Consider the following 25,187-nt stretch of genomic DNA (forward strand, 5'->3'; position numbering starts at 1 on the left):
CATGCTGCATTCCAATGCCGAGATACGGGCTCGCATTGATGAGCTGGGGCCTTGGTTCCACAACATGGAACTGGCCGGCGTCGAAACCGCGCCCAACCATTTCCTCGGCAACTACCCCCTGATCAAGTGGCGCAAATTCGCCGACGCCATTCCGGCCGATCTGTCAGGCAAATCCGTGCTCGACATCGGCTGCAATGCCGGATTCTACTCCATCGAGATGAAAAGGCGTGGCGCCGACCGCGTGCTCGGTATCGACTTCGATGAGGCCTATCTGGCGCAAGCACGCTTTGCCTCCGAGATCGCGGACTGCGAGATCGAGTTCCGCCAACTCTCGGTATACGACGTAGGGGCGCTGAGAGAGACCTTCGACATCGTGCTGTTCATGGGGGTGCTCTACCATCTGCGCCATCCGTTGCTGGCGCTCGATCTGATCCGCCAGCATGTCGCCGGCGACCTGATGGTTTTCCAGTCCATGCAACGTGGCAGCAGCGAGGCTCTTCCGCTCGAAGAGAATTACCATTTCTGGACGCGCGACCTGTTCGATCGCGCCGCCTTCCCGAAACTGCATTTCATTGAGCACCGCTACGCCGACGATCCGACCAATTGGTGGATCCCTAACCGCTCCTGCACCGAAGCGATGCTGCGAAGCGCTGGCTTCGAAATCCTGCAGCACCCGGAAGACGAGGTGTTTTTCTGCCGTGCCGCCGGCGAGCCGGCCGGAGGCGGCGCCGTCTATCCCGCGAAAGGACGAACCCATGATTGAGGCCGCGATGATCTGGAACGAGCCCAACAACAAATCCCATTGGGATCCTGAGCTCGACCCGGACTGGAGCCGCTTCGCCGACATGGCAATCCTGGCAGCCGATGCGATCGCCCGCGAGAACACCGCCCTCACCAAGGTCCTGGGCGGCATCTCGCCGATCGATGCCGGTTTCATGACCCGGATGAAGGAGTTCGGCGTGCTCGACCATGTCGACGCCGTCGCCGTGCACGGCTTCCCGCTCGACTGGAACCTTTGGCAGATCCACGAATGGCCGCAGAAGCTCGGCGAGATCGCGGCTGTTACCGACCTGCCAATTTGGGTGAGCGAAGTCGGTGTTTCGACTTTCGGCGCCGAGGAAGTCCAGCTCTGGGGCCTGCGCCGGACGGCCGAATTGCTGCTCGACAACGCCCCCCGCATCCAATGGTATAGCCTCTACGATCTGCCGCGCGCGTGGGGTGCCACGACCCGCCACCGCGAGGCAGAGGGCTCTTCCTATTACCGCCACTTCTACATGGGCCTGCTGCGCGAGGATGGCACGCCGAAGCCGGCGCTTGAAGAGTTCGTGCGTTACACCCCGCAGTTGGGGCTGGTGCAGTGGTTTCATTTCGAGGACCCTCGCCTGGATGACGCCGTTGCCTGGATGAAACGCCTCGGCGTCACCAGCTTGCGAACCGGCCTTTCCTGGGCGGACAGTTTCAGGCCGAACGCACTCGACTGGTTCGACCGGCAAATGGCGACGCTTGCCGACTTCGACGTCACCGTCACGTTCTGCTTCACGCCGGAGCATCGCGGCCTGCAACCGCACCATACCAGCCCGCCGCAAGTGCCTGAGGAGTTCGCCGAATTCTGCGCCACCATGATCCGCCGTTATGCGCCGGGGTTAGCTGCGGCCGCGGCGCGGATGCCCCGTGCTTCGGCCGCATGAGACAGTCATGCTTGCTTTCGATCAGTCCTCGCATGTACTGGACGAATTTACCGCAGTGCTGAATGGCGGCGACGGCTCGCGCGGTGCTGGGCTCATGATCGTCGTCGCGCACCCGGATGACGAGACGATCGGTGTCGGTGGCCATCTCGCCGCACTGCCGGCCTGTCAAATCGTTCATGTCACCGATGGAGCGCCGCGAGACCTCACGGACGCGCAAGCCCATGGCTTTGAGACATGGCAAGGATATGCTCGCGCCCGCCGCCTGGAACTAGAGGCCGCATTTTTGGCGGCAGGCTTGCCATCCGATAATTTGATCGATCTTGGCTTTCCGGATGCGCAAGCCGCGGCGTATCTTGCCGAGCTTACGCAGGCGCTGGCTCATATTCTCGCCGATGCCGAGACGCGCTTTATTTGCACGCACCCTTTCGAAGGGGGGCATCCCGACCATGATGCCACAGCGTTCGCCGTCCACGGCGCATGCCGTCTGCTGCGACGGGACCGGCGCCAGGCGCCGTACATCATAGAGATGGCGTTTTATTCCGCCGGACCGCAAGGGCCAGTCTTTCAGAACTTCGCCGGCGGTTGCGCGGCCGATTGCATCGAAATCGATTTGAGCGAACCGGACTTTCAACTGAAGCAAAAGATGCTGGCCTGCCACAAGACGCAACAGCGGACGCTCGCACCCTTCCTTGAGCCGACCGAGCGCTTCCGGCTGGCACCAGCCTACGACTTTCACGCACTACCGAACGAAGGCAGGCTCTACTATCAGTCGCTGCCCATAAGTTTCGATCCTGCCGCGTGGTTGAGCGCAGTCGCTGTCGCCCACCAGAAGCTCGGGTTCGATCAGCCATGACCCTGACCGTCCTCAACGTCGCTTACCCGCTGGCGCCTGTCGGGCCCGATGCGGTTGGCGGCGCCGAGCAGGTGCTTTCGATGCTCGACCACGCTTTGGTTCGAGAAGGACACCGCTCGATCGTTATCGGTTGCGAGGGGTCTAGCGCCGCCGGCACACTGGTCGAGATACCGGCCGAGGAGGGCACGCTCGACGAAGCGGCCAAGAGCCGCGCCCAGCACGCGCAGCGCAGGGCGATAGCCAAGGCGCGGGCACTCTGGCCCATCGACGTCGTTCACCTGCACGGCATCGACTTCGACGCCTATTTGCCCGAGGACGGCGCAACGTTGGTGACGCTGCATTTGCCGCTCAGTTGGTACCCGGCCGGGGTACTCCGACCGTCGCGAGAGGATTTGTGGCTGCATACGGTCTCGGAAGCGCAGCACAGAACCGCGCCGGCGGGATCGCGGCTTAAAGCGCCGATCCCGAACGGCGTCGATATCGACGCGCTTGGCAAGCTTGATCTCGGCGCAACTTCGCGCTCGTGCTCAGTCGCATCTGTCCGGAAAAAGGCATACATCTTGCGCTGCAAGCCGCCAGCCGAGCGGAGGTCCCGCTGGCCGTCGGCGGACGGCTTTATCCGTATCAGACGCATATCCAGTATTTCGACGAAGAGGTCTGTCCTCGCCTCGACAGGCGTCGGCGTTTCCTTGGGCCACTCGGCTTCTGCGCCAAGCGACGTCTTCTCAACGCCGCCCGCTGTCTCGTGGTGCCTAGCCTTGCGGCGGAGACGAGTTCGCTCGTCGCCATGGAAGCGCTGGCTTGCGGCACGCCGGTCGTTGCCTTTCCCAATGGTGCCCTGTCCGATGTCGTCGAACACGGCAAGACCGGTTTTCTCGTCGACGATATCGACGAAATGGCGAAGGCGATCGTCGCCTCGGCTGAACTCGACAACGAGACCTGCCGGGCCGAGGCGCGTCGCCGCTTTTCGCTCGATCGCATGGTGTCGTCCTACATGGACGCCTATCGCGAATTGGCCAAGCTCGGCGCGCGAGGACCGGGGCATGGGGCCGCCACGTGAACGATCCACGCACGGAAATCATTCGCGACCGAGACGCATTCGAGCGCATCGAATCCAGCTGGTGGCGGCTCTGGTCGCAAAGCGCCTCGGCGACGCCCTTCCAGTCTCCTGCCTGGCTGCTGCCGTGGTGGCGTGCGTTCGCGCCGGGCGATCTCGCGGCGATTGCTATGTGGAGCGGCGACGACCTCATTGGTCTGGCGCCGCTTTACATCGAACGGCATGCTCTCGGAGCGCGCCTGCTGCCGATTGGAATCTCGCTGAGCGACTATCTCGACATTCTGTGCGCGCCCGGCGGGGAGCAGCATGTCGGTCCGGCAATCGCGAAGGCGGCGCTCTCGCTCGACTGGTCGCAATGGATCCTGCCCGATCTTCCCGTCGAGGCCATTGCCTTGCCCCTGGCAATGGCTGGCACGCACGAGGAACGGCATGCCGGTCATGCCGTCTGTCCCGTGCTCACTCTGGACGGCGATGAAACGCTGAGCGGCTCGGTACCCGCCAGAAGACGGCGCCAGCTGCGCCGCGCCCATAGGGCGGCGCAGCAACGAGGCCGCGTCGTGATCGCCCCGGCGCAAAGCGATCCCGAACTATTCCTCGATGAGCTTGTCCGCCTGCACGGCGCCCGCTGGGCCGGACAAGGCGACGGCGTGCTGGCGGACCCAACCGTCGTTGGATTCCACCGCGATGCCTTGCCTCGCCTTACCGCAAACGGCCTGGCGCGGTGCTGGACAATGAAAATCGGCGACGCCGTTGTCGGCGCCTATTACGGTTTTCACCATCGCGGCCGCGCCTACGCTTATCTCGGCGGCTTCGACCCCGCTTATACAGAGGAAAGTCCGGGCGCGATTCTGATCGGCAATGCCATCATCGGCGCGACCCGCGAGGGCGCGCGCGAATTCGACTTTCTACGCGGTCGCGAAAGCTACAAATATGCTTGGGGAGCGCTGGATCGATGGACGATGCAAAAGATCTGGACGCGCCAGACGTCGTGAGCACGGTCGCACGATCGCCACGCATGGCTGCTTTGCGCGTGCTCGAAGAATGTCTTCTGCAAGCGCTCCCCGCCGAGGTCGCTCTCGCCAGATTGGCCTTGGAGATCGGCTCGGAAATCGATCCGGACGACCTGGCCGACGTTACGCTGAGCCTATGCGCCCGTGACATTCGCCAACGAGCATGGCTGCGACAGGTCGCCGGCCTGCTTGCCGATCATCCGCAGGTCTTCGAGGCGCTTCGCGCGACGGCATCTTCAGTTTGCCATGACCGCGGCAGCGATGAGGCGCCTGCGACAATCGTCAGCCGTTTGGCCGTCGGCTTCGACCGGGCTTCGGCCGTTTCCCCGGCCGCCAGCGTGCAGCTTTCCTCGCTTGGCGATGAGGAAAAATTGGCGACGACCACGGACGAGATCGTCGACTGGCTCGAGCGGCAAGGTCTGACTGGTCAAGACAAGGACATTCTGGATATCGGCTGCGGCATAGGCCGTTTCGAAAGCGCGTTGCACAGCAAGGCGAACCGCATCGTCGGCATCGACATATCGTCGAACATGATCGCCATCGCGCGCCGGCGGTGCGCCGGGATTGCCAACGTGGATTTTCACCGGGCCACGGGCTTCGATCTGGCTTATTTCGCCGATGCAAGTTTCGACTGCGTACTGGCGGTGGACAGCTTTCCCTATCTGGTGCTCGCCGGCGTGGACGAGCGGCATTTTGTGGAGATAGGGCGGGTTTTAAAGGCAGGGGGACTGACGGCGATTCTGAACTACTCGTATCGCGGTTCACCGGCTCTCGATCATGCCGACGTCAAGCGCCGCGCCCGCGCATGCGGAATGCAGCTTATCCTCGATGTCGAAATGCCGTTCAGCCGCTGGGACGGGGCGGCGTTTTTACTTCGGCGCATCGGTGGAACATAAAAGGCAAGGCGCAGTTTGGGCCGAGTCGATTGCGGAACCAGGAGACGGAACATGGCATCCGGCGACAAAGAAGCACCTCGGCCGCGGCAGCCAGGGCAAAGGCTCGGGAACCGGAGCTGCAACCAATTTTCCCAACCATATGGTTGGAGAAAATGACATCCTGTCCAACACGGATAAAACGCAGCACACGCAACAGCGCGGCCTGGACGGCAATCGGACTAAGTCCGATCTATAACAGGACCATGCAGCCGACCAGATTCCGGAAGATTGATGCTGCAGCGGCTGAATGCAGCCGCTCGAGTTGCTCGGCGGAAAATCACGAATTCCCGCCAGAATGTTGTGTAGACTGGGAACGGATCGGCGCTATCACCGAGAGCGCATTTGCAAAATCCGGCCGTCTGTGGTGAGTGGCGTGAAGGCTACCATTTGTTAAGAGAAATACAATGTCTCGCACGGCCCCGCGTAACCTCGCCTCCCAAGCCTCCTTGGGCATGGATAGCGAGATTGCAACATTGTTGAGCGCTATCGAGCAGGAAAAGGTTCCTGATCGCCTGACGCAACTTGCCATCGAATTGCAGAATGCGTTGATCCAGAAACGGCGGCAAGAGACCACGAACTGACGTTGGTTAGCCTCCGCCAGCTGCCGAATCCCTGTGATCCTCGGCCAGCGGATGACGTCTCTCCACCACCGCTTGCGATGACGTCTCTCCCAAAAATTCCAACACGCCCACTCGCGCGCGGTTCAGCCGGCTTTTCACGGTTCCGACCGCGCAGCCGCAAATCTCGGCAGTCTCCTCATAGCTGACGCCAAGCACGCCAATCAGCATGAGAACCTCGCGCTGGTGTGCCGGCAGCTTCTGGATCGCCTGGTGAACTTCCCTGCTCTGAACGGACCAGTCCTGCGAGGCTTCCGAAACAGGCCGGCCGGAGGCGCAGTCGAGCAGGCCGGGCGCTTCGCGCGCCGCAGCCCTGATGCGGGTATAGTGGGTGTTGCGCATGATGGTGAAGAGCCAGGACTTCATGCGCGTGCCCGGCTCGAATTTGTCGAGATTTGCAAGGCCCTTGGTCAAGGTTTCCTGCACCAGGTCATCAGCATCGGCCGGCACGCGGCAGAACGTACGCGCGAAAGCGCGCAAGGCCGGAATGAGATCGACGATGGAAAGGCTGTCCGCTTCGTGGGTCGCCATGGCACGGTCTCTGGGTAACAATGTTCAGGCCCCAGCAAGAGCAAGTTGATCAATGCAGATGACGAGGAATGCGCGAAAATCGGGAACGTTCCTTCCCGGAGCGAACTCATTTCAAAGTGACGATGCTTGCCTGTCTCAGCACAAAGCGAACACCAGGTCCGCGATGAAAAACCGATAGCGCTCGGAGCGTTTTCCGGTCGGAACCAATCGCAGCAGCGGCAGTTCGGACACCGCTCAGGAGACTGCCATGGGCTCGCAACGTGTCGACGCTTCAAGATATGAAACAACGGTCCCCCCGCCGCAGCCGAGCGGTCTCTCACCCGCGCTCGAGCGCAATCTGCACGCCTTGACGGAACGGCGAAGGGATGAAGAAGGAAATGCCTCCCTCCAGGATCGAATAGCCGACGCCGTCACCGGCTTTGCGGGCAGCATGGCCTCGATATATATTCATATGCTGATCTTCGGTGCATGGATCCTGGGGAATTTAGGCGCGCTTGGTATCGCGCCATGGGATCCTTCGCTCGTGGTGCTGGCGATGATCGCGTCGGTCGAAGCGATCTTCCTGTCGACCTTCGTCATGATCAGCCAGAACAGAATGGATCGCGCCGCCCGCCGGCGCGCGGAACTTGACCTTCAGACCAATCTCTTGGCGGAGCATGAAATCACCCGAGTGGTCAACATAGTGTCGGCCATAGCCAAGCATCTCGGCGTCGAAACCGAGGTGGACCACGAAGTCCCGGAACTGGCGCGGGATGTCGCGCCGGAAACCATTTTGGACAAGATCGAGGAGATCGATCCAGAGGCTTCGTGAACCGCAACTCGCTTCAGGGGTTCGCAGGTTGCGCCGGCTGTGCCCCCTGCTGGTCTCCGGCTGTCGAGGTCTTAGCGGTGGGGTCTTTGTCCACCTGCGGATTCTGGTCGACCGGTTGGCTGTTTATCGTGTCGGTCCCGGACGAATTGGGATCGCTGTTGTCACAACCGGCAAGCAACCTCGCCGCAAAAAGCGTCAAAAATATCGTTTTCATGATGTTCTCGATCCTTGCTCCATCGGCATCCGAACCAGGAGACTTGTCGAACGTTCCGGGCCAAGGCGGATGAAGATGGCCACCGACGAACGGACTGCTCATGGCACCGTTGTCGCCAACAGACCGATGATTTCGCGTTCGGCAGCAACAGGCCGGACAGACTGAGGTCTCCTTGAAAAAACAGCGAGCAACTTCTCCTCCGGAAAGGGCGGGATTATCGACAACAGCGAAATGTAGGTGCTTTGTTCGCGCCACCGCTCAGGCTCCGTGAAGGGACCGATGGCCTGCGTAACGCCGTGCCGACCCTGCTACTCACAAAACCCGCGATCCAGTGGAAACAGAATCCCTACCAGGGAACAAGGCTTCAAATCGCGGGTTGGATAGCAACTCCAACTGCCCAGGGCATCGCGATGAAACCCTCCGTCACCGACCACGTCGACATCCATCCGTACAATCGTCCCACCGGCGGCTGGGGATCGCTCAAATCGCTAATACGCAAGGCAAGCGGCGAGGGCCTGCTTGTCTCGGGCATCTGGAGCACGCTGATGCGCCAGAACAAATCCGACGGCTACATGTGCGTTTCATGCTCATGGGCGAAGCCCGCCGATCCGCGTCCATTCGAGTTTTGTGAAAATGGCGCCAAAGCGACGATCTGGGACCAGACCAAGCACCGCTGCGGCCCGGAGTTCTTTGCCATGCACCCGGTCAACGCGTTGCTCGACTGGCCGGACCATGATCTCGAGAAACAAGGCCGGCTTGTCGAACCGATGCGCTACAATGAAGTCACCGACAAATATGAGCCGGTCTCGTGGGAAACAGCGTTCCGCGATATCGGCGACGAACTTAGAAAGCTCGACCCAAAATCGGTGGTGTTCTACACTTCCGGCCGCGCCTCGCTCGAAGCCTCGTTCATGTACCAGCTTTTTGCTCGGATCTATGGTTCGAGCAATCTGCCGGACTCTTCCAACATGTGCCACGAATCGACATCTGTCGGGTTGCCGGAATCCATCGGTTCCCCGGTGGGGACCGTGCAGATCGAGGACTTCGAGCATTGCGACATGATGTTCTTTTTCGGACACAACACCGGCGTGACCGCGCCCAGGCTGCTGCATCCAATCGAAGAGGCGCGCCAGCGCGGCGTGCCGGTCATAACCTTCAATCCGCTGCCGGAGCGAGGGCTCAAACGGTTCAAGAACCCGCAAAGCCCGGTCGAGATGCTATCGCCCGGCCCCGGCACCAAGATGTCCAGCGATTTCTACCAGGTTCGCGGCGGCGGCGACATCGCCGCCATGACGGGCATCGCCAAGGCCGTGCTGGCGCTGGACGATGCCGCGTTGCAAGCTGGCGCTCAGCGCGTCCTCGACACCGCGTTCATTGCCGAGCACACGCATGGCTTCGATGAATTCGAGGCCTATCTGCGCCGCACGCCATGGGACAAGATCGTCGAGCGATCCGGCATCACGCGCGCCGATCTGGAGCATGTCGGCGAGATCTATTCAAAGGCCACGGCAGTCATCGGGAACTACGGCATGGGCCTGACGCAGCACCGGCACGGCACGGAAAACGTCCATATGCTGTGCAATCTGCTGCTCATGCGTGGGAACATCGGCAAGCCGGGCGCCGGCGTGTCGCCTTTGCGTGGCCACTCCAATGTCCAGGGCCAGCGCACAGTCGGAATCTCGGAAAAGCCTGAACTCGTTCCGCTCGACAAGCTTGCCGAGTTCTACCATTTCGAGCCGCCGCGCGAGAAAGGCCGCGACACGGTCGAGACGTGCGAAGGCGTGATCGACGGCTCGGTCAAAGCCTTTATCGGGCTTGGCGGCAATTTCGTTCGCGCCGTGCCCGAAACCGGGCTGGTCGAAGAGGCATGGCGACACCTCAGGGTGCATGTCGAGATCGCGACGAAACTCAACCGCAGCCATCTCCTGCCTGGAGCAGTCACCTATCTGCTGCCCTGCCTGTCGCGGATTGAAAGGGATGTTCAGGCAAGCGGCGAGCAGCATGTCTCGATGGAGGACTCAACCGCGTGTATTCACGGCTCCTTCGGCTATCGCCAGCCGGCCGGGCCGCGTCTGCTTTCAGAGCCGAAGATCGTGGCGGAACTGGCGAAAGCAACCGTGGCGGACCGGAGCTCTGTACCTTGGGATGACTGGGTTACGGACTATTCGCGGATCAGGGACGAAATCGAGCGCTGCTACCCTGCTCATTTCAAGGACTTCAACAAACGCTTCCTGACGCCCGGCGGCTTCCATCGCGACATCAAAGCATCGAAACGCGTGTGGGAGACACCGAACAAGAAGGCCAATTTCAAGCCGCCGACGATGCTGGAAACCGATCCCGATATCAATGTCTCCAAGCCGGACGTGTTGACATTGATAACGATCCGCTCGAACGACCAGTTCAACACGACGGTGTACGGCTACCGCGACCGCCTGCGCGGCATCAACGGAACCCGGATGGTGCTGCTGATGAACGAGCGGGACATTGCAAGGTTCGGACTGTCCGAAGGCGACGAAGTCGACTTGGAAACGGCCGCCGACGATGGTGTCGAGCGGCGCGTTCGCGGGCTAAGGGTGACGCCCTATTCGATCCCGTCTGGAAACTGTGCCGGCTATTATCCCGAACTCAACCCCCTGATTCCATTGTGGCATCGGGCCGAGAAGGCGCACGTCCCCGCCGCCAAGTCCGTTCCGGTCCGGCTGGCGGCACGCCAAGCAGAGCAACGCCGGGCTGATCGCATCTAGGTCGGAATAAGCCCGACGCTAAGGCAATCGCGAAGCTAGGCGGTCTCAAGCCTGACGGTTGAGGAACATACATCGTCGATGCGGGTTGAATTGAGCCCGCTCATTCGGGTTCTCAAAATGCATTTGCGGCTCAACCGGCGACTTTTTAGAGGCACAATCGGTGGCCTTGCCTTGCTCACGCTGTTGCTTTTTGTCGGCATCAGGCCACTTTGGGCTTCGGACGTCGGCCGCGGCGAATACCTTGCCCGGGCCGCCGATTGCATCGGCTGTCACACCTCCGAGCCTAGCCGGCCGCTCGCCGGCGGCTATCGAGTGCCGACACCTTTCGGCGAAATCTATTCCACCAACATCACTCCGGATCCCGACACCGGGATCGGACTTTATTCGGATGACGAGTTCGTCCGCGCGTTGACGGAGGGCATCAGGCGCGATGGCGCCGATCTTTATCCCGCGATGCCCTATGACAGCTTCGCGCACATGAACCGGACGGACGTCCTGGCAATCAAGGCCTATCTGTTTGCACAGCCGCCGATCGCTCAACCTCGACCCAGGATCACCCTCCCCTTTCCATTCAGTCAGCGTCCTCTGCTGAAATTCTGGAAGATTGCAAACCTGCGCGGCGGCGCCTTCATTGCGGATCGCTCCCGCAGCGATCAGTGGAATCGCGGGACCTATCTTGTCGAAGTTCTCGGCCATTGCGGCGCCTGCCACACGCCGCGCAACCTGACGCTCGGCATGGACGCGAGCAAGAAGCTTGCCGGCGGTTCGGCCGGCATCTGGCAGGCGTTCAACATCACGTCCGATCGCACCGCCGGCATCGGCGGCTGGAGTGACGACGAACTCTTCCGTTTTCTGCGGACCGGCGACCAGCCAGGAAAAGGCATTGCCGGCGGGCCGATGGCGGAGACGGTGACCAACAGTCTCAGCCATTTGCAAGACGAAGACATCCGCGCCATCGTCGCCTACCTGCGCGATGTGCCGGCGCAACCCGGCGACGAGACCGAACCGCGTTTCCATTGGAGCGGCATCGCTTCGCCGGCGACAGCCCTCGACGGGCAAGAGCCTCTGCAAGGCGAGACGAACTCCGAGGCAGCGGGCCTCTATGCTTCGCTTTGCGCGGGTTGCCATGGACGCGACGGCAAAGGATCAGCCGACGGCATTTACCCCTCCCTCGTCAACAATACGACAACCGGAGCAGGGTCATCCGAAAACGTCATCATGACGATCCTCTATGGCGTTCAGGCGGGTGATGTTGCGGGGCGTCGATCCATGGCGGCGTTCGGAAACTGGCTCGACGACGCTGAGGTGACAAATCTCGCCAATTATGTATTCACGCGGTTCGGCAATTCGCAAGTCCGCGTCGCAGCCGCCGACGTCCATCAGATGCGCGCCGGAGCGCAAACTTCGGAGACCTTAATGGTGCTGTCCACCCAGGCGTTCTTTCTCGCCTGCGCCGGGTGCCTGGTCGTGCTTGCGTGGCTGCTCATCTGGCGGCGGATCAGAAGGATATTCCCGCCTCATGTCCGTGCGTAGAGATAAGCTGCGATGTCGCGCGCATCCTGCGGCGAAAGATCGGTATTCGGCATCGCCGTTCCGGGATCGACATCCCGGGCATGGCCTATCCAGCGGATCATCGCATCTGTCGAGGTGCGCGCCTTGCCGCCGATATAGAAGCGCCGGCCGACGCCTTCGAGCGACGGCCCGACCGTTCCTCTGGCGCCTGGGACGCCGGGAATTTCATGGCATCCGCCGCAGCCATTGCTGATCATTGCTGGGATAGCCCGCGAGGCGTCGCCGCCGGTCTGCTGCTCGATTTGCGCCTCTTGCATAAAATTCGCATTCCAGTCCTTCACCACATAGCCGGCGGCCACGACAGCCGCGGCGACAACGATAGCTGCAATCCACGACGCAAGCCGTGGTTCTGAGATGGTGGACCAATCGAGTGCCTGAGAGGCGAGAGCCTTGCGTTGCTTGGTCCGCGGCAGGACGAAAAAAAGACCGGCAAGAAAGAGAAGCCCCAGCAGGATGCGCCACACGACGTCGCTACGCGCGGGCGAGTCATCTGGGCGCTGTTTAAGGACCATGGCCGACATACCAAGCCTGGATGTTATTTAGAGAAAGCGCGGCTGGCCGCGGGGTTCCATATGTTCATCGGCACAGGTCAACAGTCGTCACGGAAAAAATCAGGCATCATGCGCAAACGGCCTTGGCCGACGCGGCGCCGATATCCACAATCCGGCCAGAACCAGGGCCGCGCCGACATAGACCATTCCCGCCGGGATCCACATGATCAGCCCGGCAAGCTGCTGGTCTTCCACAGGCGTGAGATTCCAGGCCAGCGAACCGATGCCCTGCATAGGAAACCAGACATGACGGGAGAACAGCAGCAATGCGCCAAGAAGCCCGCTGTGACCCGCTGTGACGAACAGATCGCATATTGCCAGCCCGTAGCCCTTTCGGCTGGCCGGGCTGAAGAACATAGACCACCAGAACAGGATGCCGGAAAAGAGGAAGGAGAAATGCTGCGCCCAATGCGTCGGCGGTTGCGTGAGAGCAGCGTCGAACAGCGGCGGCGCGTGCCAGGCCCATATTGCCAATCCGTGAACCAGGGTGGCAATGAATGGGGTCGTCAGTTCGCCCCAGAGGTTGGCAAACCAGCGGCCTTTGGATATCGCTCCCAAGCGCCTGCGCCAATTAAGAGGCAGGGCCCAAAGCATCGGCCCGAGCGGGCGGGCAAGCACGATAAGCGGCGCGGCTATTGCCATCATCAGCTCATGCTCGATCATATGGGCGGCGAACACCGTCTGGCTCGCCTGATGGAGTGGCGAAACCAGCGCAAAAGCGAGCACCAGCCAGCCGGCGGTGAAGCAGGCGACCTGGTTTGTGGTCACTCCGTGACCGATGCCCGCCCGTCGCCACAGCCGACGAACGCCCAGACCGTAGAGCAACGCCGTTGCGACGAGCGGCAAAATGACGGGAACAGCGAAGGTCCAGCCGAAATACACCGGGCCGCCGAAGCAATGGCCGACGCCGGTGGACAACCCCGACAGAACGGCACCCCAAGCAGCGTTCACAGCTCGCACCCGGTGAAAATCAGCCCGGCGGCGACTTGCAGCACCATGGCAAGGATGAAAATTGCGCCGATGCCGAGCGATGCGCGGGCGACGAAGCGGCGTGTGCGCAATGTAAGCGGCGGCGCCATTCCATGGCCCTCATCACTCAGGGCACGCCAGGAGAGAAGCGAGCCGGCCATGCCGAACAGGATTCCAGCCAGAGAGATCAACAGCGCAAGCGGCCGGCCGGAAAGGCACTGCCAGTGTGCGGCTGAGTAGTCGAACTGCAGTGAGCCCGCCCAGGCAAGTGGGCTGGCTGCAAGTCCCGCCCAGCAGACACTACTGCGGATCGTGCGCATGTCACATCCTCGGAAACCAGTAGATGACCAGATAAAGCACCGCCCAGGAGACGACCACGAAATCCCAATAGAAAGCGTTGTCTGACACATCGCTGAAACGCCGGCCGGTCTTGCCCTTCTCGGTAACCATCAAGGCCGCAAGCACGATGGTGTCACCGACGTCGGTGAGCAGATGCGTGGTGTGCAATCCGATCATGAACCACACCATCGAGCCGTAGGCATTCTGGTCCCAGCGTATCTCCAACGCCGAGAATTCCCAGATGCGCAACACCAGCGGTAGCAGGCCGGCAATCGACATCACGACTATGCCGATGCGCACCTTCGCAATATCCTGCTTGCGTGCCCACACCTCGACCATGTGGTTGGGAACGACGCTGAGTATGAGGACGATCAAGATGGCGGTGCCTGGAAACAGATCGGGAGACGGCGCCGCGATCGGCCAGTGCGGATTGACTGACGCCAGATAGAAATAGGCACCGATCGCCAGCGCGAAGCCGGTCGCCTCGAGCGCGATAAAGGCCAACGTTCCCCACCACATCGGGCTGCCGGCGCCGAAATCATAGGTCGGCAGTCGGCTGACATCGGCAATTGCGCGCTGTCTCATTCCTGGTCCTCCGGAACGCCTTTCGGCCAGAACCAGCCGATCAGCGTCACGGTGACCGGCAGGGAACCCCAGACGACTGCCCAAGGCGTATAGATGGAAGCAAGAAAGGCCACGCCGACGGCGATTGCAGCGAGAAACGGCCAAATGGAGTTGTCCGCCGACGGTTCGCGGATCTGCGGCACCGCATCGGCAACCGTGCTTGCGATCACCTCGCGCGCATCGACGCGCAGACCTTCGACCACCGTCAGCACCTGGGGATCGGCCCAGATCGGCTCACGATGATTGACGGCCGGAATGCGCAGGAAATCGTAAGCCGGCGGCGGCGATGTTGTCGCCCATTCCAGCGTGCCTGCGCCCCAGGGGTTGTCGCCGGCCATACGCCCGTTGCGGATGCTCAGGACGACGTTCAGCAGGAGCAGGCCGAAGCCGGCGGCAAGGACGAGGCTGGAGAGGCTGACGAACAGGTTTGTGCCGCCCCAGCCGCTCTCAAGCGGATAAGTGTAGACCCGGCGCGGCATTCCCTGCAGCCCAAGGATGTGCATCGGGAAGAAAGTGGCGTTGAAGCCGACGAAGAGCAGCCAGAAATTCCAGCGGCCAAGCCGCTCGGAGAGCATGCGTCCGGTGATCTTGGGGAACCAGTAGTAGACGGCCCCGAGCAGCGGAAACACGGCGCCGCCGACCAGCACGTAGTGGAAGTGCGCAACGACGAAATAGGTATCATGCACCTGAAGGTCGAGCGGCACAGAGGCGACCATGACGCCCGTCAGGCCGCCGATAACGAAGACGACAATGAAACCGAGGACAAACAGGAACGGTGTCGCGAAGACAGGTCGTCCACCCCAGATCGTCGCGATCCAGCAGAAGATCTGGACGCCGCTCGGTATGGCGATCATCATCGAGGATGCGGTGAAAAAACTCTCGCCGAGCTGCGGCAGACCGGTTGCGAACATATGGTGCACCCACAGCCCGAAGGACAAAAAGCCGATCGCGATCAGTGACACTACGATGCCGAGATAGCCGAACACCGGCCGGCGGACGAAGACCGGCAGGATGGCCGAGACGAAGCCGGTGGCCGGAATGAAGATGATGTAGACTTCCGGATGGCCGAAGAACCAGAACAGATGCTGCCACAGCAGCGCATCGCCGCCGGCCGCCGGGTTGAAGAACTGCGTTCCCACCAGCCGGTCGAGGATAAGCATCGTGCTGGAGACCATTACGGCCGGCATGGCGAAGAGGATGATAAAGGCCATGACCAGGGCCGACCAGACATAGAGCGGCATGCGGTCCAGCGTCATGCCGGCGGCGCGCTGCTTGAACACAGTGGCGATGATCTCGACGGCAACGGCAAGAGCCGACACTTCGGTATAGGTCACCATCTGCGCCCAGAAATCGGGACGCTTGCCGATGCCGTAGTCCGGACCAGCGAGCGGCACGTAGGAGAACCAGCCCGCGTCAGCGCCGGTGTCGAGTGCGAAGGCAACCCAGATCATCAGCCCGCCCGAAAGATAGACCCAATAGCTGAACGCATTGAGCCGCGGAAAGGCGACGTTGCGCGTGCCGATCATCAGCGGCACCAGATAGACGGCGAATGCCTCCATGACCGGAACGGCGAAGAGAAACATCATGGTCGTGCCATGCATAGTGAAAAGCTGGTTGTAGAGATCGGGGCCGACATGCCCCGCCTCCGGCGACGCCAGCTGCAACCGCATTACCAACGCCGCCAGTCCGGCCAGGACGAGGAAGATAAACGCCGTTACGATATAGCGATGTCCGATCCGCTTGTGGTCTACGGTCGAAAGCCAGCCATAAAACCCGCGCTGGGTTTTCCAGGTCTCGGACAATTGCGCGTGCAGTATTGCATCGTCGATGCCGGTGTCGCGCAGTCCTTTGAGGCCGCTTTCGCTGTTTGCGGATTCGATGGCGGTCACTTCAGGCTCTCCAGATAGGCGACGACCGCATTGAGATCGTCGGCGCTAAGAGCGATGCCAGGCATCTTGGCGCCCGGTTTGATCGCTTGCGGATCGGCAATCCAGGCGGCGAGTGCGCCGCGCGTCATCGGCAAGGTGTCGGCGGCCAGGGAACTCCGCCCTGCCAGGTGCGTCAGGTCCGGCCCGACGGTCCCTGCCGCCGGCGTGCCCTCGATCGTATGACAAAGCGCGCAGCCCGTGCCGAGAAAGGCGACCTGCCCACGCTGCACCTCCTCGCCTACCGGGCTGACGGCACCCAGGCCCTGATGCGCGAGCCAGGCCCCAAAGGACGGGCGGCTTTCGGCCACGACCGTCATGGCCATATGGGCATGCTGATAGCCGCAGAACTCGGCGCACTGCCCACGATAGGTGCCGACCTTGTCGACCTGAAGCGTCAGCGCGCTCGGGCGGCCCGGAATGAGATCGCGCTTGCCGGACAGGCTCGGCACCCAGAAGCTGTGGATCACATCGGCGGAATAGAGCTCGATCTTGACCGGCTCGCCGACCGGCACATGGATCTCGTTGGCGGTGACGACGGTCGACACGCCGTCGGGACCGGGATAACGCGCCTCCCACCACCACTGATGGCCTGTGACGCGGATCGTGAGAGCCTCGCTGCCGGTAAGGGCCGCATTGGATTTTCCGGTCAGGAAACTGGCAAGGGTCAAGCCAATGAGGATGACAAGCGTCGCCGTTACGGCTGTCACGACGATGCGAAAGCTGTTTCGCTCGCGTTGCCGATCAAGAGCAAGAAGCTGCTGCTCTCCGGTCCGTCGGTTCGGCCGGCGGCGCAGGAGCGCCAGTCCGAGGGCTACCATGACCAGCCCCCAAACAGCGATACAGACGCCGGTAAAAAGCCAGATCAGATCGAGGGTCGTTCGCGCACCGGTGCCGTGCGGATGCAGGACGGATTGCCACTCGCTGCACCCGGCAAGCGACAGCGCCGCGAGAGCCACACCAAAAGCGCGGGGCTGTCCCAACGGACGGATAGGAATCGTCGCAGCCCCGATCGAAAAACTTCCCATGCTAGGTCGCTCCGATCATGATCCTGGCTGCAGCGGCGCCAATTCCTGCCTTGAGCAAAGAAGCCTCGGTTTTCGGGGGTCGGAGATATCGAGCTTATCCCAAGGAATTCGGTAACCACCGTAAGGACGCCGCAACCGGAACAGGTCAAGCACCGCAACGCCCATTCTCAGCGCCGAAAGCCGTTCCAAGGCTGCATAGGCTCCGACATGGAATTCGGTAACGACAAGATCGTCTCCATCCTGCTCGGCACGGATTGCCTCGATATAGCCGACCGTTTCGCCGTCGCGCGCCAGCAGCCGTTGGCCGACCAGAAGTTCGAGATTGATCTCAGCCATGTTCACGCTCCGGGGATACGGCCAATCACGTGGTCTCGAAGCCAGTCCTGCCAGGCGAAGATCTGGGTTTGGCGGACATCGACATCGAACTCGACGTCGACGCCGATATCCCGCACGGTGGACCAGGGGATGCGATGAGGCCTCGCATGGCGAGGGCCACCCAACTTCTCGGCCATTGCGGCCATCATGCGTCCGGCCCGTGGACCGAGCCGCTGGAGCAAGACGATCGAACCTATCTCGATGGCAACGATCTTTGGCGGTTGCCCTTCCTGCAATTCGGCGACGACGCCGTCGACCTTGCCGATCTTGACCTGCTCGTGGTCGACCACCTGTTTGTCAAGGATGTCGCGAACGAGTTCCATCATGAGCCGCCGAATATCTGGAGCGGGATGGTGACCACCGCCAGAACGAAGCCGAGGGCGATGATGAGGACGACCGCGGCATTCGAGATGATGCCGTTTCGATGCTTGCCGACATAGAGTTCGTCATTCATCAGGAACAGGAATGGAACGATCGTCAGCGGTAGCGCGGCGGCGGTCAGGGCCATGGAGAAGATGGTGAGCCGCAGAGGATCCAATCCTAGGGCGATCGGCATCGGGGCAAGAAGAAGGCAAATCGTATAGACGGCGCTAAATCCGGGGTCTTCGCTCGGCCTGAGGCTTTCGCCCCAGGTCCAACCGAAGCCCTGCGCCACCAGATAAGCCTGCTGCAGTGCGAGCTCCAGCGCGGCGCCGAAACAGGCAATTCCGAGCGACGCCGCAAACAACACGAACCCCCAGAAGCCGAAGGTCGAAATCAGCATCAGCGGCAGTTGATGATAATCCTCGACCTGGACGATGCCGTGACCGGCCAGGACAAGGGCCGCCAGGATTAGGGCCGCGACCGATATCGAGCCGCCGAAAGTCATGCCGAGACCGGCTATCGCCCTGTTGGAACCTAGATAGCTTTCGTCCCACCAGTCTTCCACCGCGCCGGAAGAATAGAACATGAAGAGATAAGGCGAGATCGACGCGCCCAGGATGCTGACAGTCATGAACCAGTAGCTCGCCTCGTCGTGCTCCGGCAGGCTTGGAACCGCGCCCCTGGCGATTTCGCCCCAATCGGGCTTCAGAATAATAGCAGCGACGATGAAGCAAAGCGTCACAAGGCCCAGGAAGGACACACCTTTTTCGATGAGGCCGAAAGTTCCCCGCCAGAGCAAAAGCCACGCCAAAAACGCCACCGGCAGCGCCCACCATTGGTAACCGATGCCTGTCGCAAGCTCGAGCGCGATTGCCGCACCGCCGATTTCCGCGGCAAGCACCAGGAAGTTGATGAGCATGGTTCCGATGAGTGGCCAAAGGAAGAAGTTGAAGCCGAACCGCTCGCGGATGCCATCCGAAATCGTATGGTGGCTTACCGCTGCGAACCGGCCGGCCATCTCGACCAGAAAGATGATGCAGATGGTGCCGAGCACGATCGCCCAGACAAGCTGATAGTGATATGCCGCCCCGGCCTGCGCCGCGGTCGCCAGCGACCCGACCTCGAGGAAACCTCCGACGCTGGTTACGACGCCGAGCGATATTTCAAGCAGCTTCTTCATTGTGCGACGGCGGGAGCGGACGAAGCCAGATCGCGTATGGCGGACGCCAATTCATCGCGTGTCTTCTCGACGGCAACCCGGTCATCATCATCCAAGCCGGCTCGGGCTTGTACCAGCACATTCGATATGCGCCCGGCACGCCCGCCCGCCACGCCTGCGCCGCTTTTCTTGCCAAGCTGCTCGCCCACTTGCGAGATTTGGCGTGTCATAGCGTCCAGCGTGTCCCCGGTGTAGCGAGAGGGAAGGCTCGAGTCCAACCACCCGTTCAGCGCCATGAGTGCTGTCGCCGCCAAGGAACCAGCACGCTTGTCAAGCTGCTCGGCTTGTGTCGCATCCGAAGCTGAACATGCCGCAAGCCCAAGCGATGACAAAACCAAGGATACGACGATGGAAGCTCTCATTGCAGGTTCTTTGATATCACCGCCGACAGCCGCAAATATTTGAGAAATCAATTGGTGGTGACGATCAACGCTTTTTCGCAGCAAGCGTTCCACCCCATGATCGGGCCGAGCGGCTGCCTCGGGGCGCGAAACCGAGCGTGTCGCTTCAATAGTGAGATGTCGCGCAAAGCAAATTACCTCGACCCCGCAAACCAGCGGCCACAAGCCTCAGAACACGGAACGCCTTTGGATGGTTCCGACACGAATGCGCGGACGAGAACCGCGCCGTCTTTGGCGGACGCGACAAGATCTTGGGATCACCAGAACATTGTGGCGAGGGGTACGAATGCGTTGCCAAAGAAGGCTCGCTCTCTAACAGCGGGCCTCCGTTGAGTTTAGGCACCGGGAAAGGGCGGCAGACTCATCTTTTGGTTAAGAAGATCGCCTCCTCTTCGTCCCGCGGTCGACCGCCCAGTGCTGCGGCTACACTGGCGATGAAGGCGCCGACGACTAAGGACAGAGCGCCTAGCAAGGCGAAGGTGGCGCTGGCCTTCCGGGCAGTATCGGCAGCCTGCTGGGCCTTGATCTTTGCATGTTTTATTTTGGCGATCATGGTGTCCACCCGCGCCTTAGCATCGGCTTGCGAAAGCCCGGTGCGAGCAGCTACAAGTTGCGCAAGATACGCGCTGTCTACGGCCGTGATTTCGCCGCCGTTGGCCGCACTGGCGAGCAGGATTCGCGTAGCTGGGCGGTCGATGCCGAGTCGCTTTCGCTAGTGGCGGCGGCAAGCTTGGTGGGGTCTGTGGGGCGGAATATGGCATCTACATAGTAGGATGTGCCGTCGAACGGTCCGCTGCCTTGGTCGCGGCACCAGCCGTAGCCCCCGTCGCCGCCCCGGCAGCAGCCGTCGAAACTGCCTGCACTCCAGAACTTAAGACAGTGGAAAGCGCGGAGCCGAGAACACCCGCGACAAGAAGCGTAGCGAGTGCGCAAGCCAGGAACCCGTGGGTGGTGTCACGGAAATAGACTTCATCGGTGTGGATACCCACCCACTTGGTGCGGAGTCGGCCGGTGAGATATCCTCCCGCTCCTGATGAAAGCCATTGCACGACCACCAGCCAAGCGGCGGTAGATACCGCAAAATGTGGTGGCTGACGCGTTGGCGCCCGACCACGGCGAGGCCATGCTGAGACCAAGCCCGGAGCCCAGCAACATGAGAATAATTGTCAGAGTCGAAGCCGCAAACGCGCCTGCAATGATTGGCCCCCAACTCACGGCTGAATAGGAAGACTCCGTTTGCGCAGAGTCCCCGGCGGTCACAAATGTCGCGCCCATATCACCCTCCTACCGCGCGAACAACATGATGAGGATGATGATCGGAATTGGAATACCCAGCAGCCAGAGCAAAACACCGCGACCCATGAAAACCTCCTGTTCGTTGATAGTCAGCTAAATAACAATGTCGCGAGGTCTCTTCTGTTCCGGCCGCTCCGAGGTTTCGCCTTATGGAGTAATCGCATCAGGACCGACCTACACATGGCTGCCCGGGGAGCTATCAACATGCGTAACCGTGACGCGCACCGTGTTGCCCACCATCGCAGCCGAGCCTCTGGCTGTGCAGCCATTCGGTCGCAGGAATCATAGCAATTGGCCGCAGTTGGATCTCTGAAGCGACCATGCCCCCGAAGGAAACGGGCCAATGGTCGACGTACTTGATTTTGAGTTGGCGAAGGCTCGCCTGGGCGCGAAGCATGCCGTGCACACTATTAACCGCGCGGGCGAATTGCTGGCCGGCAATAACCGCGGCGTTTGTGTAAGCCTCGCCCTTTGCGACCGTATCAGCGGCCGGTCGCCGAGGCCAGGCCGCGCTTGATGAAGTTCAATCCGCCGGGTCAATGAGGCTTTCCAATGATAGCAACTTTCAACCTCGCGAATGCCAAGACCAGCAGCTTGTTTCGCGATGCGTGGCTGGCAATGCTGACCCACCGGGCCATTCACCACATCCACCTTGCCGATGCGGCCGTTGCAAACTTGAGCAGGCGGTGGCCGCATTTGCCGAAGCCAGTCATCAACCAGCCACCGACGAGATGATCGCATCTCGGGCCACCTTGACTTACTGGAAGATGTGCAGGCGCTCGGCATGTGACGGTTGGCGCCACGGATATCTGAGGAACCGCCGGCCGCCCGCGCGGATGCGACGCATCGGTCGATTTTGTTCGGCCCCCTCGTTGGTTCCCATGCCAGCGGTGCCTCCATGGCGATATGAGCGCGCCGCATTGGGGCCGAAAGGTGCCATTCGGTATGAGTGGGTCAGCGAGGGGTTGGGTCAGTTTCTCTAACCAATCAGGAAAAATGCTTCCTAACTGATTGACAAATAACGGTTATGCCAGTCTCTAAGGTTGATTGATATCGTTGATTTGTTGGGGTTCACGAGCCAAAGCCGAAATGTATCCCGTATCGTTCCGCATGCTTGCGGGACGCCATACAGACCACTCCAACGTTGTTTGCGAACATTCGGGGCCATGCTGCAGAACGACCGCATCGGCGCGATTAGGACCAGCCCCAGAGCCGCTGAATCCTGAGATAACAAGCGAGCAAGCAACGATCTTCTAGGCCGGTTCGGCCCCTGAGTTCCGAAGGCGGGCGGCTTGAAGGAGCGCCGGTCTGTTTCCAGCAGCTCGCTGACCGTCTTGTTGAATGTGGCTCCTCATTCGAGCGCCGCCGCAGTGTGGAACTATTGAAAAAGCCGGCCGTTACGAGTGTTCTCGATCAGAGCGCGAGGGCAACTTTGGAAAGAGACGACGCTTCTCCCGTAGCGACCGGTGTCCAAGGCCTCGATTACATCTTGCGAGGCGGCTACGCGAAATTTCGGTCCCATTTGGTGGAGGGCCGGCCAGGGTCTGGCAAGACGACGCTCGGCCTTCAGTTTCTCGTCAATGGCGCTCAAAACGGCGAAAAATGCTTGTATATCACTCTTTCCGAGAGCAAGCGCGAGCTCCAGTCGGTAGCTGAGCGACACGGACTGTCGCTGGACGATATTGAGATCCTGGAACTGGTTCCCCCTGAACTTAGTTTGGATCCGTCGCAGCTCCAGACACTGGTGCATTCGTCCAATCTCGAGCTCGGCGAAACGGTGCAAACTGCAATTGCCGAAATTGACCGGCTCAAGCCTGATCGCGTCGTGTTCGACTCGCTGTCCGAGATCCGCTTGCTGTCCCAAGGGTCCTTGCGCTACCGGCGGCAGGTGCTGGCCTTGAAGAGCTTTTTTCTTCTCCACAACGTCACGGTGCTGCTCCTCGACGACCTGACCGCGGAACATGACGATCTGAACTTGCACTCCATCAGCCATGGCGTGATCCGAATGGAACAGCTGTCGCCGGTTTATGGCGGTGAACGCCGCCGGTTGCGCGTCATCAAAATGCGTGGCGTAGAGTTGCGCGGCGGGTTCCACGATTTTGTTATCCGCCCCGGCGGGGTCCAGGTTTTCCCCGGCTGGTCGCGGCTGAACATGACGATGGCGAGCATGGGCCGCCAGCACTGAGTGACACTTCTCTTGATGCACTCCTACGAGGCGGCTTGGCACGCGGTACGAGCACGCTCTTAATGGGGCCCTCCGGTATCGGCAAATCCACCATCGCGTCGACCTTCTGTCACGCTGCGCTTCAACGTGGTGAGACTGCCCTGGTTCTTTTGTTCGACGAGACGACGAGGATCTTCCTTGCACGCGCCAAAGGCCTCGGCCTGGAGCTGGACTCCTTCGTGAGGAGTGGGCTGCTCCTGCTCGAAAAAATAGAGCCGGCCGAGATGTCACCCGGCGAATTGTCGTCGCGGATCCAAGCTGCAGTGGACCGCGCAAATGCTCGCCTCGTGGTGATCGACAGTCTGACGGGTTACCTGAATGCAATGGCGGAAGAACAGCATCTCGTTCTCCAAATGCACGAGATCCTCACCTACCTTAACCAGAAAGGCATCGTCACCATCCTGCTGTTAGCGAACCATGGACTCCTGGGGCAGATGGCGGCGCCAGTGGACATGACCTATCTATGCGATTCCGTCATGCTGTTGCGGTTCTTCGAGAACGGCGGACGCCTGAGGCGGGCGATCTCCGTGGTCAAGAAGCGGGTAGGCTCGCACGAAGACACCATTCGCGAATTCAAGATCAGCGAGCACGGTCTGGACGTTGGAGAACCCCTGGAAAAATTCCGAGGTATCCTGACGGGAGTTCCGTCATTCGAAGGCAAGCAGAGCGACCTCATTCAAGACCAGACATCGTGATGCCAGCCAACAACGAAGTTCTGATCCTCGCACCGGTCGGGCGTGATGCGAAAATTGCGGCTTCGATCCTCTTGTCAAAAGGTATCGCGGCGCAGATCTGTGTCGATTTGCCGGATGCTGTTTCCCTCCTGGACAGAGCTCAGTGCCTCGTGGTCGCTGAAGAAGCCTTGACCCATTCCGATCGAAAGCTGTTTGCCGCATGGATCGATGGCCAGCCAGCGTGGTCGGATTTCCCCATCGTCCTGCTCACAATGCGTGAGACCGAACTCGATGAACGACTGAGATTTCTTGATCACTACGCTATCATCCTCGAGCGGCCGTTTCTGGCTTCAAGTCTCTTAAACTCGGTGCGCTCCGCCCTGCGCGCCCGCGCGCGGCAGCTGGAGGTCAAATCCTTGCTTGAGCAGCAGGAGGAGGTGGCCCAGCGCCAGAGGCTGTTGATCCGGGAACTCCATCACCGTGTGAAAAACACGCTGGCCAACGTCCGCGCGATGATGGGGGCTACCGCCAGGTCGAGTGACAGCGTCGACCATTTCGTGAGGGATTTTTCGGCCAGGCTAATTTCGCTGGCCGAAACGCACACGATGTTGACGGACGACTACTGGCAGACAGCTTTACTGCACAAGCTGTTGAAAACAGAACTGCGGCCCTATGATACGCCGGAAACCTCGCGCATTTCGATGGAGGGTCCTGATGTTGCGCTCGTGGCGGATCTCGCCATACCCATCGGCATGGCTTTTCACGAACTGGCTTCAAATTCTTCAAAATACGGCGCGCTGTCCAAGCCGGAGGGAAGGCTTGAAATCCGGTGGTCGGTGAGTTCGCCCGCAGACGCTCGAATGCTGGACTTCTCCTGGCGGGAGCGCGCCGGCCCCAAGGTAACATCTCCTAAACGGCGGGGATTTGGCACGACCTTGTTGGAAAAGGTTGTCACCGTACAATGCCAGGCCGAGATCGATCTGAAATACCACACGGATGGTCTGCAATTCGCAATGAGACTGCCGCTCCGTCACACCAGGCTCGTTCCGCCATATTAGGCATCGTGCCTAGCCGCCAACCAATGCTGATGCCGATGCGCAGCCAACGTGACGGCGAGGCATTGTTGGCGAACAGCCACAGGATCGGGCCCGCTTCGCATGCGCCGGC

At 60.9% G+C, this 25,187-nt stretch carries 26 protein-coding genes and 2 pseudogenes; 13 read left to right on the forward strand and 15 right to left on the reverse strand.

The genetic code is table 11. From position 1 onward, the window contains the following. Nucleotide 1 precedes the first annotated feature (1 nt). Genes ACVDG8_RS07995 through ACVDG8_RS08005 form a run of 3 tightly spaced genes read left to right on the forward strand, consistent with a single transcriptional unit; the run spans nucleotide 2 to nucleotide 2,541 of the window. Complete coding sequence (locus tag ACVDG8_RS07995; RefSeq protein ID WP_447254226.1) at nucleotides 2-763, forward strand: TIGR04290 family methyltransferase; 762 nt, start codon at nucleotides 2-4, stop codon at nucleotides 761-763. Then, a complete protein-coding gene (locus ACVDG8_RS08000) occupies nucleotides 756-1,688 on the forward strand; it encodes a beta-xylosidase (protein WP_447254227.1) in 933 nt (310 codons plus the stop codon). Before ACVDG8_RS07995 ends, ACVDG8_RS08000 begins: the two co-directional genes overlap by 8 nt. A 7-nt stretch (nucleotides 1,689-1,695) precedes the next feature. Then, entirely contained in the window at nucleotides 1,696-2,541 is an 846-nt protein-coding gene (locus tag ACVDG8_RS08005) for a PIG-L deacetylase family protein (RefSeq protein WP_455707621.1), read from the forward strand. Here ACVDG8_RS08005 and ACVDG8_RS08010 read toward each other — a convergent pair. After that, on the reverse strand, nucleotides 2,532-2,882 hold the full coding sequence (locus tag ACVDG8_RS08010; RefSeq protein WP_455707622.1) for a hypothetical protein: 351 nt from the start codon (nucleotides 2,880-2,882) through the stop codon (nucleotides 2,532-2,534). The genes ACVDG8_RS08005 and ACVDG8_RS08010 overlap by 10 nt on opposite strands. A gap of 182 nt (nucleotides 2,883-3,064) precedes the next feature. Here ACVDG8_RS08010 and ACVDG8_RS08015 point away from each other — a divergent pair, with 182 nt between their 5' ends. The 4 genes from ACVDG8_RS08015 (at nucleotide 3,065) to ACVDG8_RS08030 (ending at nucleotide 6,124) form a co-directional block, all read left to right on the forward strand. Further along, a complete protein-coding gene (locus ACVDG8_RS08015) occupies nucleotides 3,065-3,601 on the forward strand; it encodes a glycosyltransferase (RefSeq protein WP_455707623.1) in 537 nt (178 codons plus the stop codon). Beyond that, nucleotides 3,598-4,590, forward strand: a complete 993-nt coding sequence (locus tag ACVDG8_RS08020) for a GNAT family N-acetyltransferase (protein ID WP_447254231.1) — start codon at nucleotides 3,598-3,600, stop codon at nucleotides 4,588-4,590. Before ACVDG8_RS08015 ends, ACVDG8_RS08020 begins: the two co-directional genes overlap by 4 nt. Further along, a complete protein-coding gene (locus ACVDG8_RS08025; protein WP_447254232.1) occupies nucleotides 4,551-5,504 on the forward strand; it encodes a class I SAM-dependent methyltransferase in 954 nt (317 codons plus the stop codon). The genes ACVDG8_RS08020 and ACVDG8_RS08025 overlap by 40 nt, the downstream gene beginning before the upstream one ends. 443 nt (nucleotides 5,505-5,947) lie before the next feature. Then, the gene (locus ACVDG8_RS08030) at nucleotides 5,948-6,124 is read left to right on the forward strand and encodes a hypothetical protein (protein WP_447254233.1); all 177 of its coding nucleotides are present in this window, start codon (nucleotides 5,948-5,950) and stop codon (nucleotides 6,122-6,124) included. Between the two features lie 6 nt (nucleotides 6,125-6,130). Here ACVDG8_RS08030 and ACVDG8_RS08035 read toward each other — a convergent pair whose 3' ends face one another. Next, nucleotides 6,131-6,691 carry a sigma-70 family RNA polymerase sigma factor gene (locus ACVDG8_RS08035; protein ID WP_447254234.1) on the reverse strand — a complete coding sequence of 187 codons (561 nt, stop codon included), beginning with the start codon at nucleotides 6,689-6,691 and terminating at the stop codon, nucleotides 6,131-6,133. A 247-nt stretch (nucleotides 6,692-6,938) separates the two neighbouring features. On the opposite strand from ACVDG8_RS08035, the gene ACVDG8_RS08040 reads away from it, so the two are divergent. Continuing rightward, nucleotides 6,939-7,502, forward strand: coding sequence for a DUF1003 domain-containing protein (locus tag ACVDG8_RS08040; RefSeq protein ID WP_447254235.1), 564 nt, complete (start codon nucleotides 6,939-6,941; stop codon nucleotides 7,500-7,502). A gap of 13 nt (nucleotides 7,503-7,515) precedes the next feature. Here ACVDG8_RS08040 and ACVDG8_RS08045 read toward each other — a convergent pair whose 3' ends face one another. Beyond that, nucleotides 7,516-7,818 carry a hypothetical protein gene (locus tag ACVDG8_RS08045; RefSeq protein WP_447254236.1) on the reverse strand — a complete coding sequence of 101 codons (303 nt, stop codon included), beginning with the start codon at nucleotides 7,816-7,818 and terminating at the stop codon, nucleotides 7,516-7,518. Nucleotides 7,819-8,126: 308 nt separating this feature from the next. Here ACVDG8_RS08045 and ACVDG8_RS08050 point away from each other — a divergent pair, with 308 nt between their 5' ends. Beyond that, nucleotides 8,127-10,460 (forward strand): FdhF/YdeP family oxidoreductase, encoded by a 2,334-nt coding sequence (locus ACVDG8_RS08050; protein ID WP_447254237.1) that lies wholly within the window; start codon nucleotides 8,127-8,129, stop codon nucleotides 10,458-10,460. Between the two features lie 45 nt (nucleotides 10,461-10,505). Here ACVDG8_RS08050 and ACVDG8_RS08055 read toward each other — a convergent pair whose 3' ends face one another. Then, nucleotides 10,506-10,733, reverse strand: coding sequence for a hypothetical protein (locus ACVDG8_RS08055; protein WP_455707624.1), 228 nt, complete (start codon nucleotides 10,731-10,733; stop codon nucleotides 10,506-10,508). A gap of 180 nt (nucleotides 10,734-10,913) precedes the next feature. Between ACVDG8_RS08055 and ACVDG8_RS08060 the strand changes: the two genes are divergently transcribed. Then, entirely contained in the window at nucleotides 10,914-11,993 is a 1,080-nt protein-coding gene (locus ACVDG8_RS08060) for a c-type cytochrome (RefSeq protein WP_455707625.1), read from the forward strand. Here ACVDG8_RS08060 and ACVDG8_RS08065 read toward each other — a convergent pair. The 11 genes and pseudogenes from ACVDG8_RS08065 to ACVDG8_RS08115 all read right to left on the reverse strand — a co-directional run bounded on the left by ACVDG8_RS08065 (nucleotide 11,978) and on the right by ACVDG8_RS08115 (nucleotide 21,101). Next, nucleotides 11,978-12,553: a c-type cytochrome gene (locus tag ACVDG8_RS08065; protein ID WP_447254239.1), complete on the reverse strand. Its 576-nt coding sequence runs from the start codon at nucleotides 12,551-12,553 to the stop codon at nucleotides 11,978-11,980. The genes ACVDG8_RS08060 and ACVDG8_RS08065 overlap by 16 nt on opposite strands. A gap of 90 nt (nucleotides 12,554-12,643) precedes the next feature. Then, on the reverse strand, nucleotides 12,644-13,534 hold the full coding sequence (locus tag ACVDG8_RS08070) for a cytochrome c oxidase assembly protein (protein ID WP_447254240.1): 891 nt from the start codon (nucleotides 13,532-13,534) through the stop codon (nucleotides 12,644-12,646). Beyond that, on the reverse strand, nucleotides 13,531-13,872 hold the full coding sequence (locus tag ACVDG8_RS08075; protein WP_447254241.1) for a hypothetical protein: 342 nt from the start codon (nucleotides 13,870-13,872) through the stop codon (nucleotides 13,531-13,533). Before ACVDG8_RS08075 ends, ACVDG8_RS08070 begins: the two co-directional genes overlap by 4 nt. Before the next feature lies 1 nt (nucleotide 13,873). Beyond that, nucleotides 13,874-14,476, reverse strand: coding sequence for a cytochrome c oxidase subunit 3 (locus ACVDG8_RS08080; RefSeq protein WP_447254242.1), 603 nt, complete (start codon nucleotides 14,474-14,476; stop codon nucleotides 13,874-13,876). Next, nucleotides 14,473-16,404, reverse strand: a complete 1,932-nt coding sequence (gene ctaD / locus ACVDG8_RS08085) for a cytochrome c oxidase subunit I (protein ID WP_447254243.1) — start codon at nucleotides 16,402-16,404, stop codon at nucleotides 14,473-14,475. The genes ACVDG8_RS08080 and ctaD overlap by 4 nt, the downstream gene beginning before the upstream one ends. After that, nucleotides 16,401-17,468, reverse strand: a complete 1,068-nt coding sequence (gene coxB / locus ACVDG8_RS08090; protein WP_447254244.1) for a cytochrome c oxidase subunit II — start codon at nucleotides 17,466-17,468, stop codon at nucleotides 16,401-16,403. The genes ctaD and coxB overlap by 4 nt, the downstream gene beginning before the upstream one ends. A 15-nt stretch (nucleotides 17,469-17,483) precedes the next feature. Continuing rightward, entirely contained in the window at nucleotides 17,484-17,804 is a 321-nt protein-coding gene (locus tag ACVDG8_RS08095) for a hypothetical protein (RefSeq protein ID WP_447254245.1), read from the reverse strand. Between the two features lie 2 nt (nucleotides 17,805-17,806). Then, nucleotides 17,807-18,169: a hypothetical protein gene (locus ACVDG8_RS08100; RefSeq protein ID WP_447254246.1), complete on the reverse strand. Its 363-nt coding sequence runs from the start codon at nucleotides 18,167-18,169 to the stop codon at nucleotides 17,807-17,809. Next, nucleotides 18,166-19,386, reverse strand: a complete 1,221-nt coding sequence (locus ACVDG8_RS08105; protein ID WP_447254247.1) for an Nramp family divalent metal transporter — start codon at nucleotides 19,384-19,386, stop codon at nucleotides 18,166-18,168. The genes ACVDG8_RS08100 and ACVDG8_RS08105 overlap by 4 nt, the downstream gene beginning before the upstream one ends. After that, a complete protein-coding gene (locus ACVDG8_RS08110) occupies nucleotides 19,383-19,871 on the reverse strand; it encodes a hypothetical protein (protein WP_447254248.1) in 489 nt (162 codons plus the stop codon). The genes ACVDG8_RS08105 and ACVDG8_RS08110 overlap by 4 nt, the downstream gene beginning before the upstream one ends. A 316-nt stretch (nucleotides 19,872-20,187) precedes the next feature. Then, a pseudogene (locus ACVDG8_RS08115) lies at nucleotides 20,188-21,101 on the reverse strand (hypothetical protein). Between the two features lie 364 nt (nucleotides 21,102-21,465). On the opposite strand from ACVDG8_RS08115, the gene ACVDG8_RS08120 reads away from it, so the two are divergent. From ACVDG8_RS08120 to ACVDG8_RS08130, 3 genes and pseudogenes are all read left to right on the forward strand, one after another. Next, nucleotides 21,466-21,639, forward strand: a complete 174-nt coding sequence (locus ACVDG8_RS08120) for a hypothetical protein (RefSeq protein ID WP_447254249.1) — start codon at nucleotides 21,466-21,468, stop codon at nucleotides 21,637-21,639. Nucleotides 21,640-22,554: 915 nt separating this feature from the next. Then, nucleotides 22,555-24,041 (forward strand): annotated as a pseudogene (locus ACVDG8_RS08125) (ATPase domain-containing protein). Next, nucleotides 24,041-25,078, forward strand: coding sequence for a sensor histidine kinase (locus tag ACVDG8_RS08130; RefSeq protein WP_455707626.1), 1,038 nt, complete (start codon nucleotides 24,041-24,043; stop codon nucleotides 25,076-25,078). The pseudogene ACVDG8_RS08125 and the gene ACVDG8_RS08130 overlap by 1 nt, the downstream one beginning before the upstream one ends. Nucleotides 25,079-25,187 lie beyond the last annotated feature (109 nt).

Source organism: Mesorhizobium sp. ORM8.1 (assembly GCF_053005525.2).

Excerpts from the sequence above, each read along its gene's own strand:
- ACVDG8_RS08030 (WP_447254233.1), top strand. The coding sequence starts at position 5,948 with ATGTCTCGCACGGCCCCGCGTAACCTCGCCTCCCAAGCCTCCTTGGGC.
- ACVDG8_RS08060 (WP_455707625.1), top strand. The coding sequence starts at position 10,914 with ATGCCCTATGACAGCTTCGCGCACATGAACCGGACGGACGTCCTGGCA.
- ACVDG8_RS08050 (WP_447254237.1), top strand. The coding sequence starts at position 8,127 with ATGAAACCCTCCGTCACCGACCACGTCGACATCCATCCGTACAATCGT.
- ACVDG8_RS08080 (WP_447254242.1), bottom strand. The coding sequence starts at position 14,476 with ATGAGACAGCGCGCAATTGCCGATGTCAGCCGACTGCCGACCTATGAT.
- ACVDG8_RS08000 (WP_447254227.1), top strand. The coding sequence starts at position 756 with ATGATTGAGGCCGCGATGATCTGGAACGAGCCCAACAACAAATCCCAT.
- ACVDG8_RS08075 (WP_447254241.1), bottom strand. The coding sequence starts at position 13,872 with ATGCGCACGATCCGCAGTAGTGTCTGCTGGGCGGGACTTGCAGCCAGC.
- ACVDG8_RS08025 (WP_447254232.1), top strand. The coding sequence starts at position 4,551 with ATGGACGATGCAAAAGATCTGGACGCGCCAGACGTCGTGAGCACGGTC.
- ACVDG8_RS08120 (WP_447254249.1), top strand. The coding sequence starts at position 21,466 with ATGGTCGACGTACTTGATTTTGAGTTGGCGAAGGCTCGCCTGGGCGCG.
- ACVDG8_RS07995 (WP_447254226.1), top strand. The coding sequence starts at position 2 with ATGCTGCATTCCAATGCCGAGATACGGGCTCGCATTGATGAGCTGGGG.
- ACVDG8_RS08010 (WP_455707622.1), bottom strand. The coding sequence starts at position 2,882 with ATGCAGCGTCACCAACGTTGCGCCGTCCTCGGGCAAATAGGCGTCGAA.
- ACVDG8_RS08035 (WP_447254234.1), bottom strand. The coding sequence starts at position 6,691 with ATGGCGACCCACGAAGCGGACAGCCTTTCCATCGTCGATCTCATTCCG.
- ACVDG8_RS08040 (WP_447254235.1), top strand. The coding sequence starts at position 6,939 with ATGGGCTCGCAACGTGTCGACGCTTCAAGATATGAAACAACGGTCCCC.
- ACVDG8_RS08105 (WP_447254247.1), bottom strand. The coding sequence starts at position 19,386 with ATGAAGAAGCTGCTTGAAATATCGCTCGGCGTCGTAACCAGCGTCGGA.
- ACVDG8_RS08095 (WP_447254245.1), bottom strand. The coding sequence starts at position 17,804 with ATGGCTGAGATCAATCTCGAACTTCTGGTCGGCCAACGGCTGCTGGCG.
- ACVDG8_RS08130 (WP_455707626.1), top strand. The coding sequence starts at position 24,041 with ATGCCAGCCAACAACGAAGTTCTGATCCTCGCACCGGTCGGGCGTGAT.
- ACVDG8_RS08065 (WP_447254239.1), bottom strand. The coding sequence starts at position 12,553 with ATGTCGGCCATGGTCCTTAAACAGCGCCCAGATGACTCGCCCGCGCGT.
- ACVDG8_RS08005 (WP_455707621.1), top strand. The coding sequence starts at position 1,696 with ATGCTTGCTTTCGATCAGTCCTCGCATGTACTGGACGAATTTACCGCA.
- ACVDG8_RS08100 (WP_447254246.1), bottom strand. The coding sequence starts at position 18,169 with ATGATGGAACTCGTTCGCGACATCCTTGACAAACAGGTGGTCGACCAC.
- coxB (WP_447254244.1), bottom strand. The coding sequence starts at position 17,468 with ATGGGAAGTTTTTCGATCGGGGCTGCGACGATTCCTATCCGTCCGTTG.
- ACVDG8_RS08045 (WP_447254236.1), bottom strand. The coding sequence starts at position 7,818 with ATGAGCAGTCCGTTCGTCGGTGGCCATCTTCATCCGCCTTGGCCCGGA.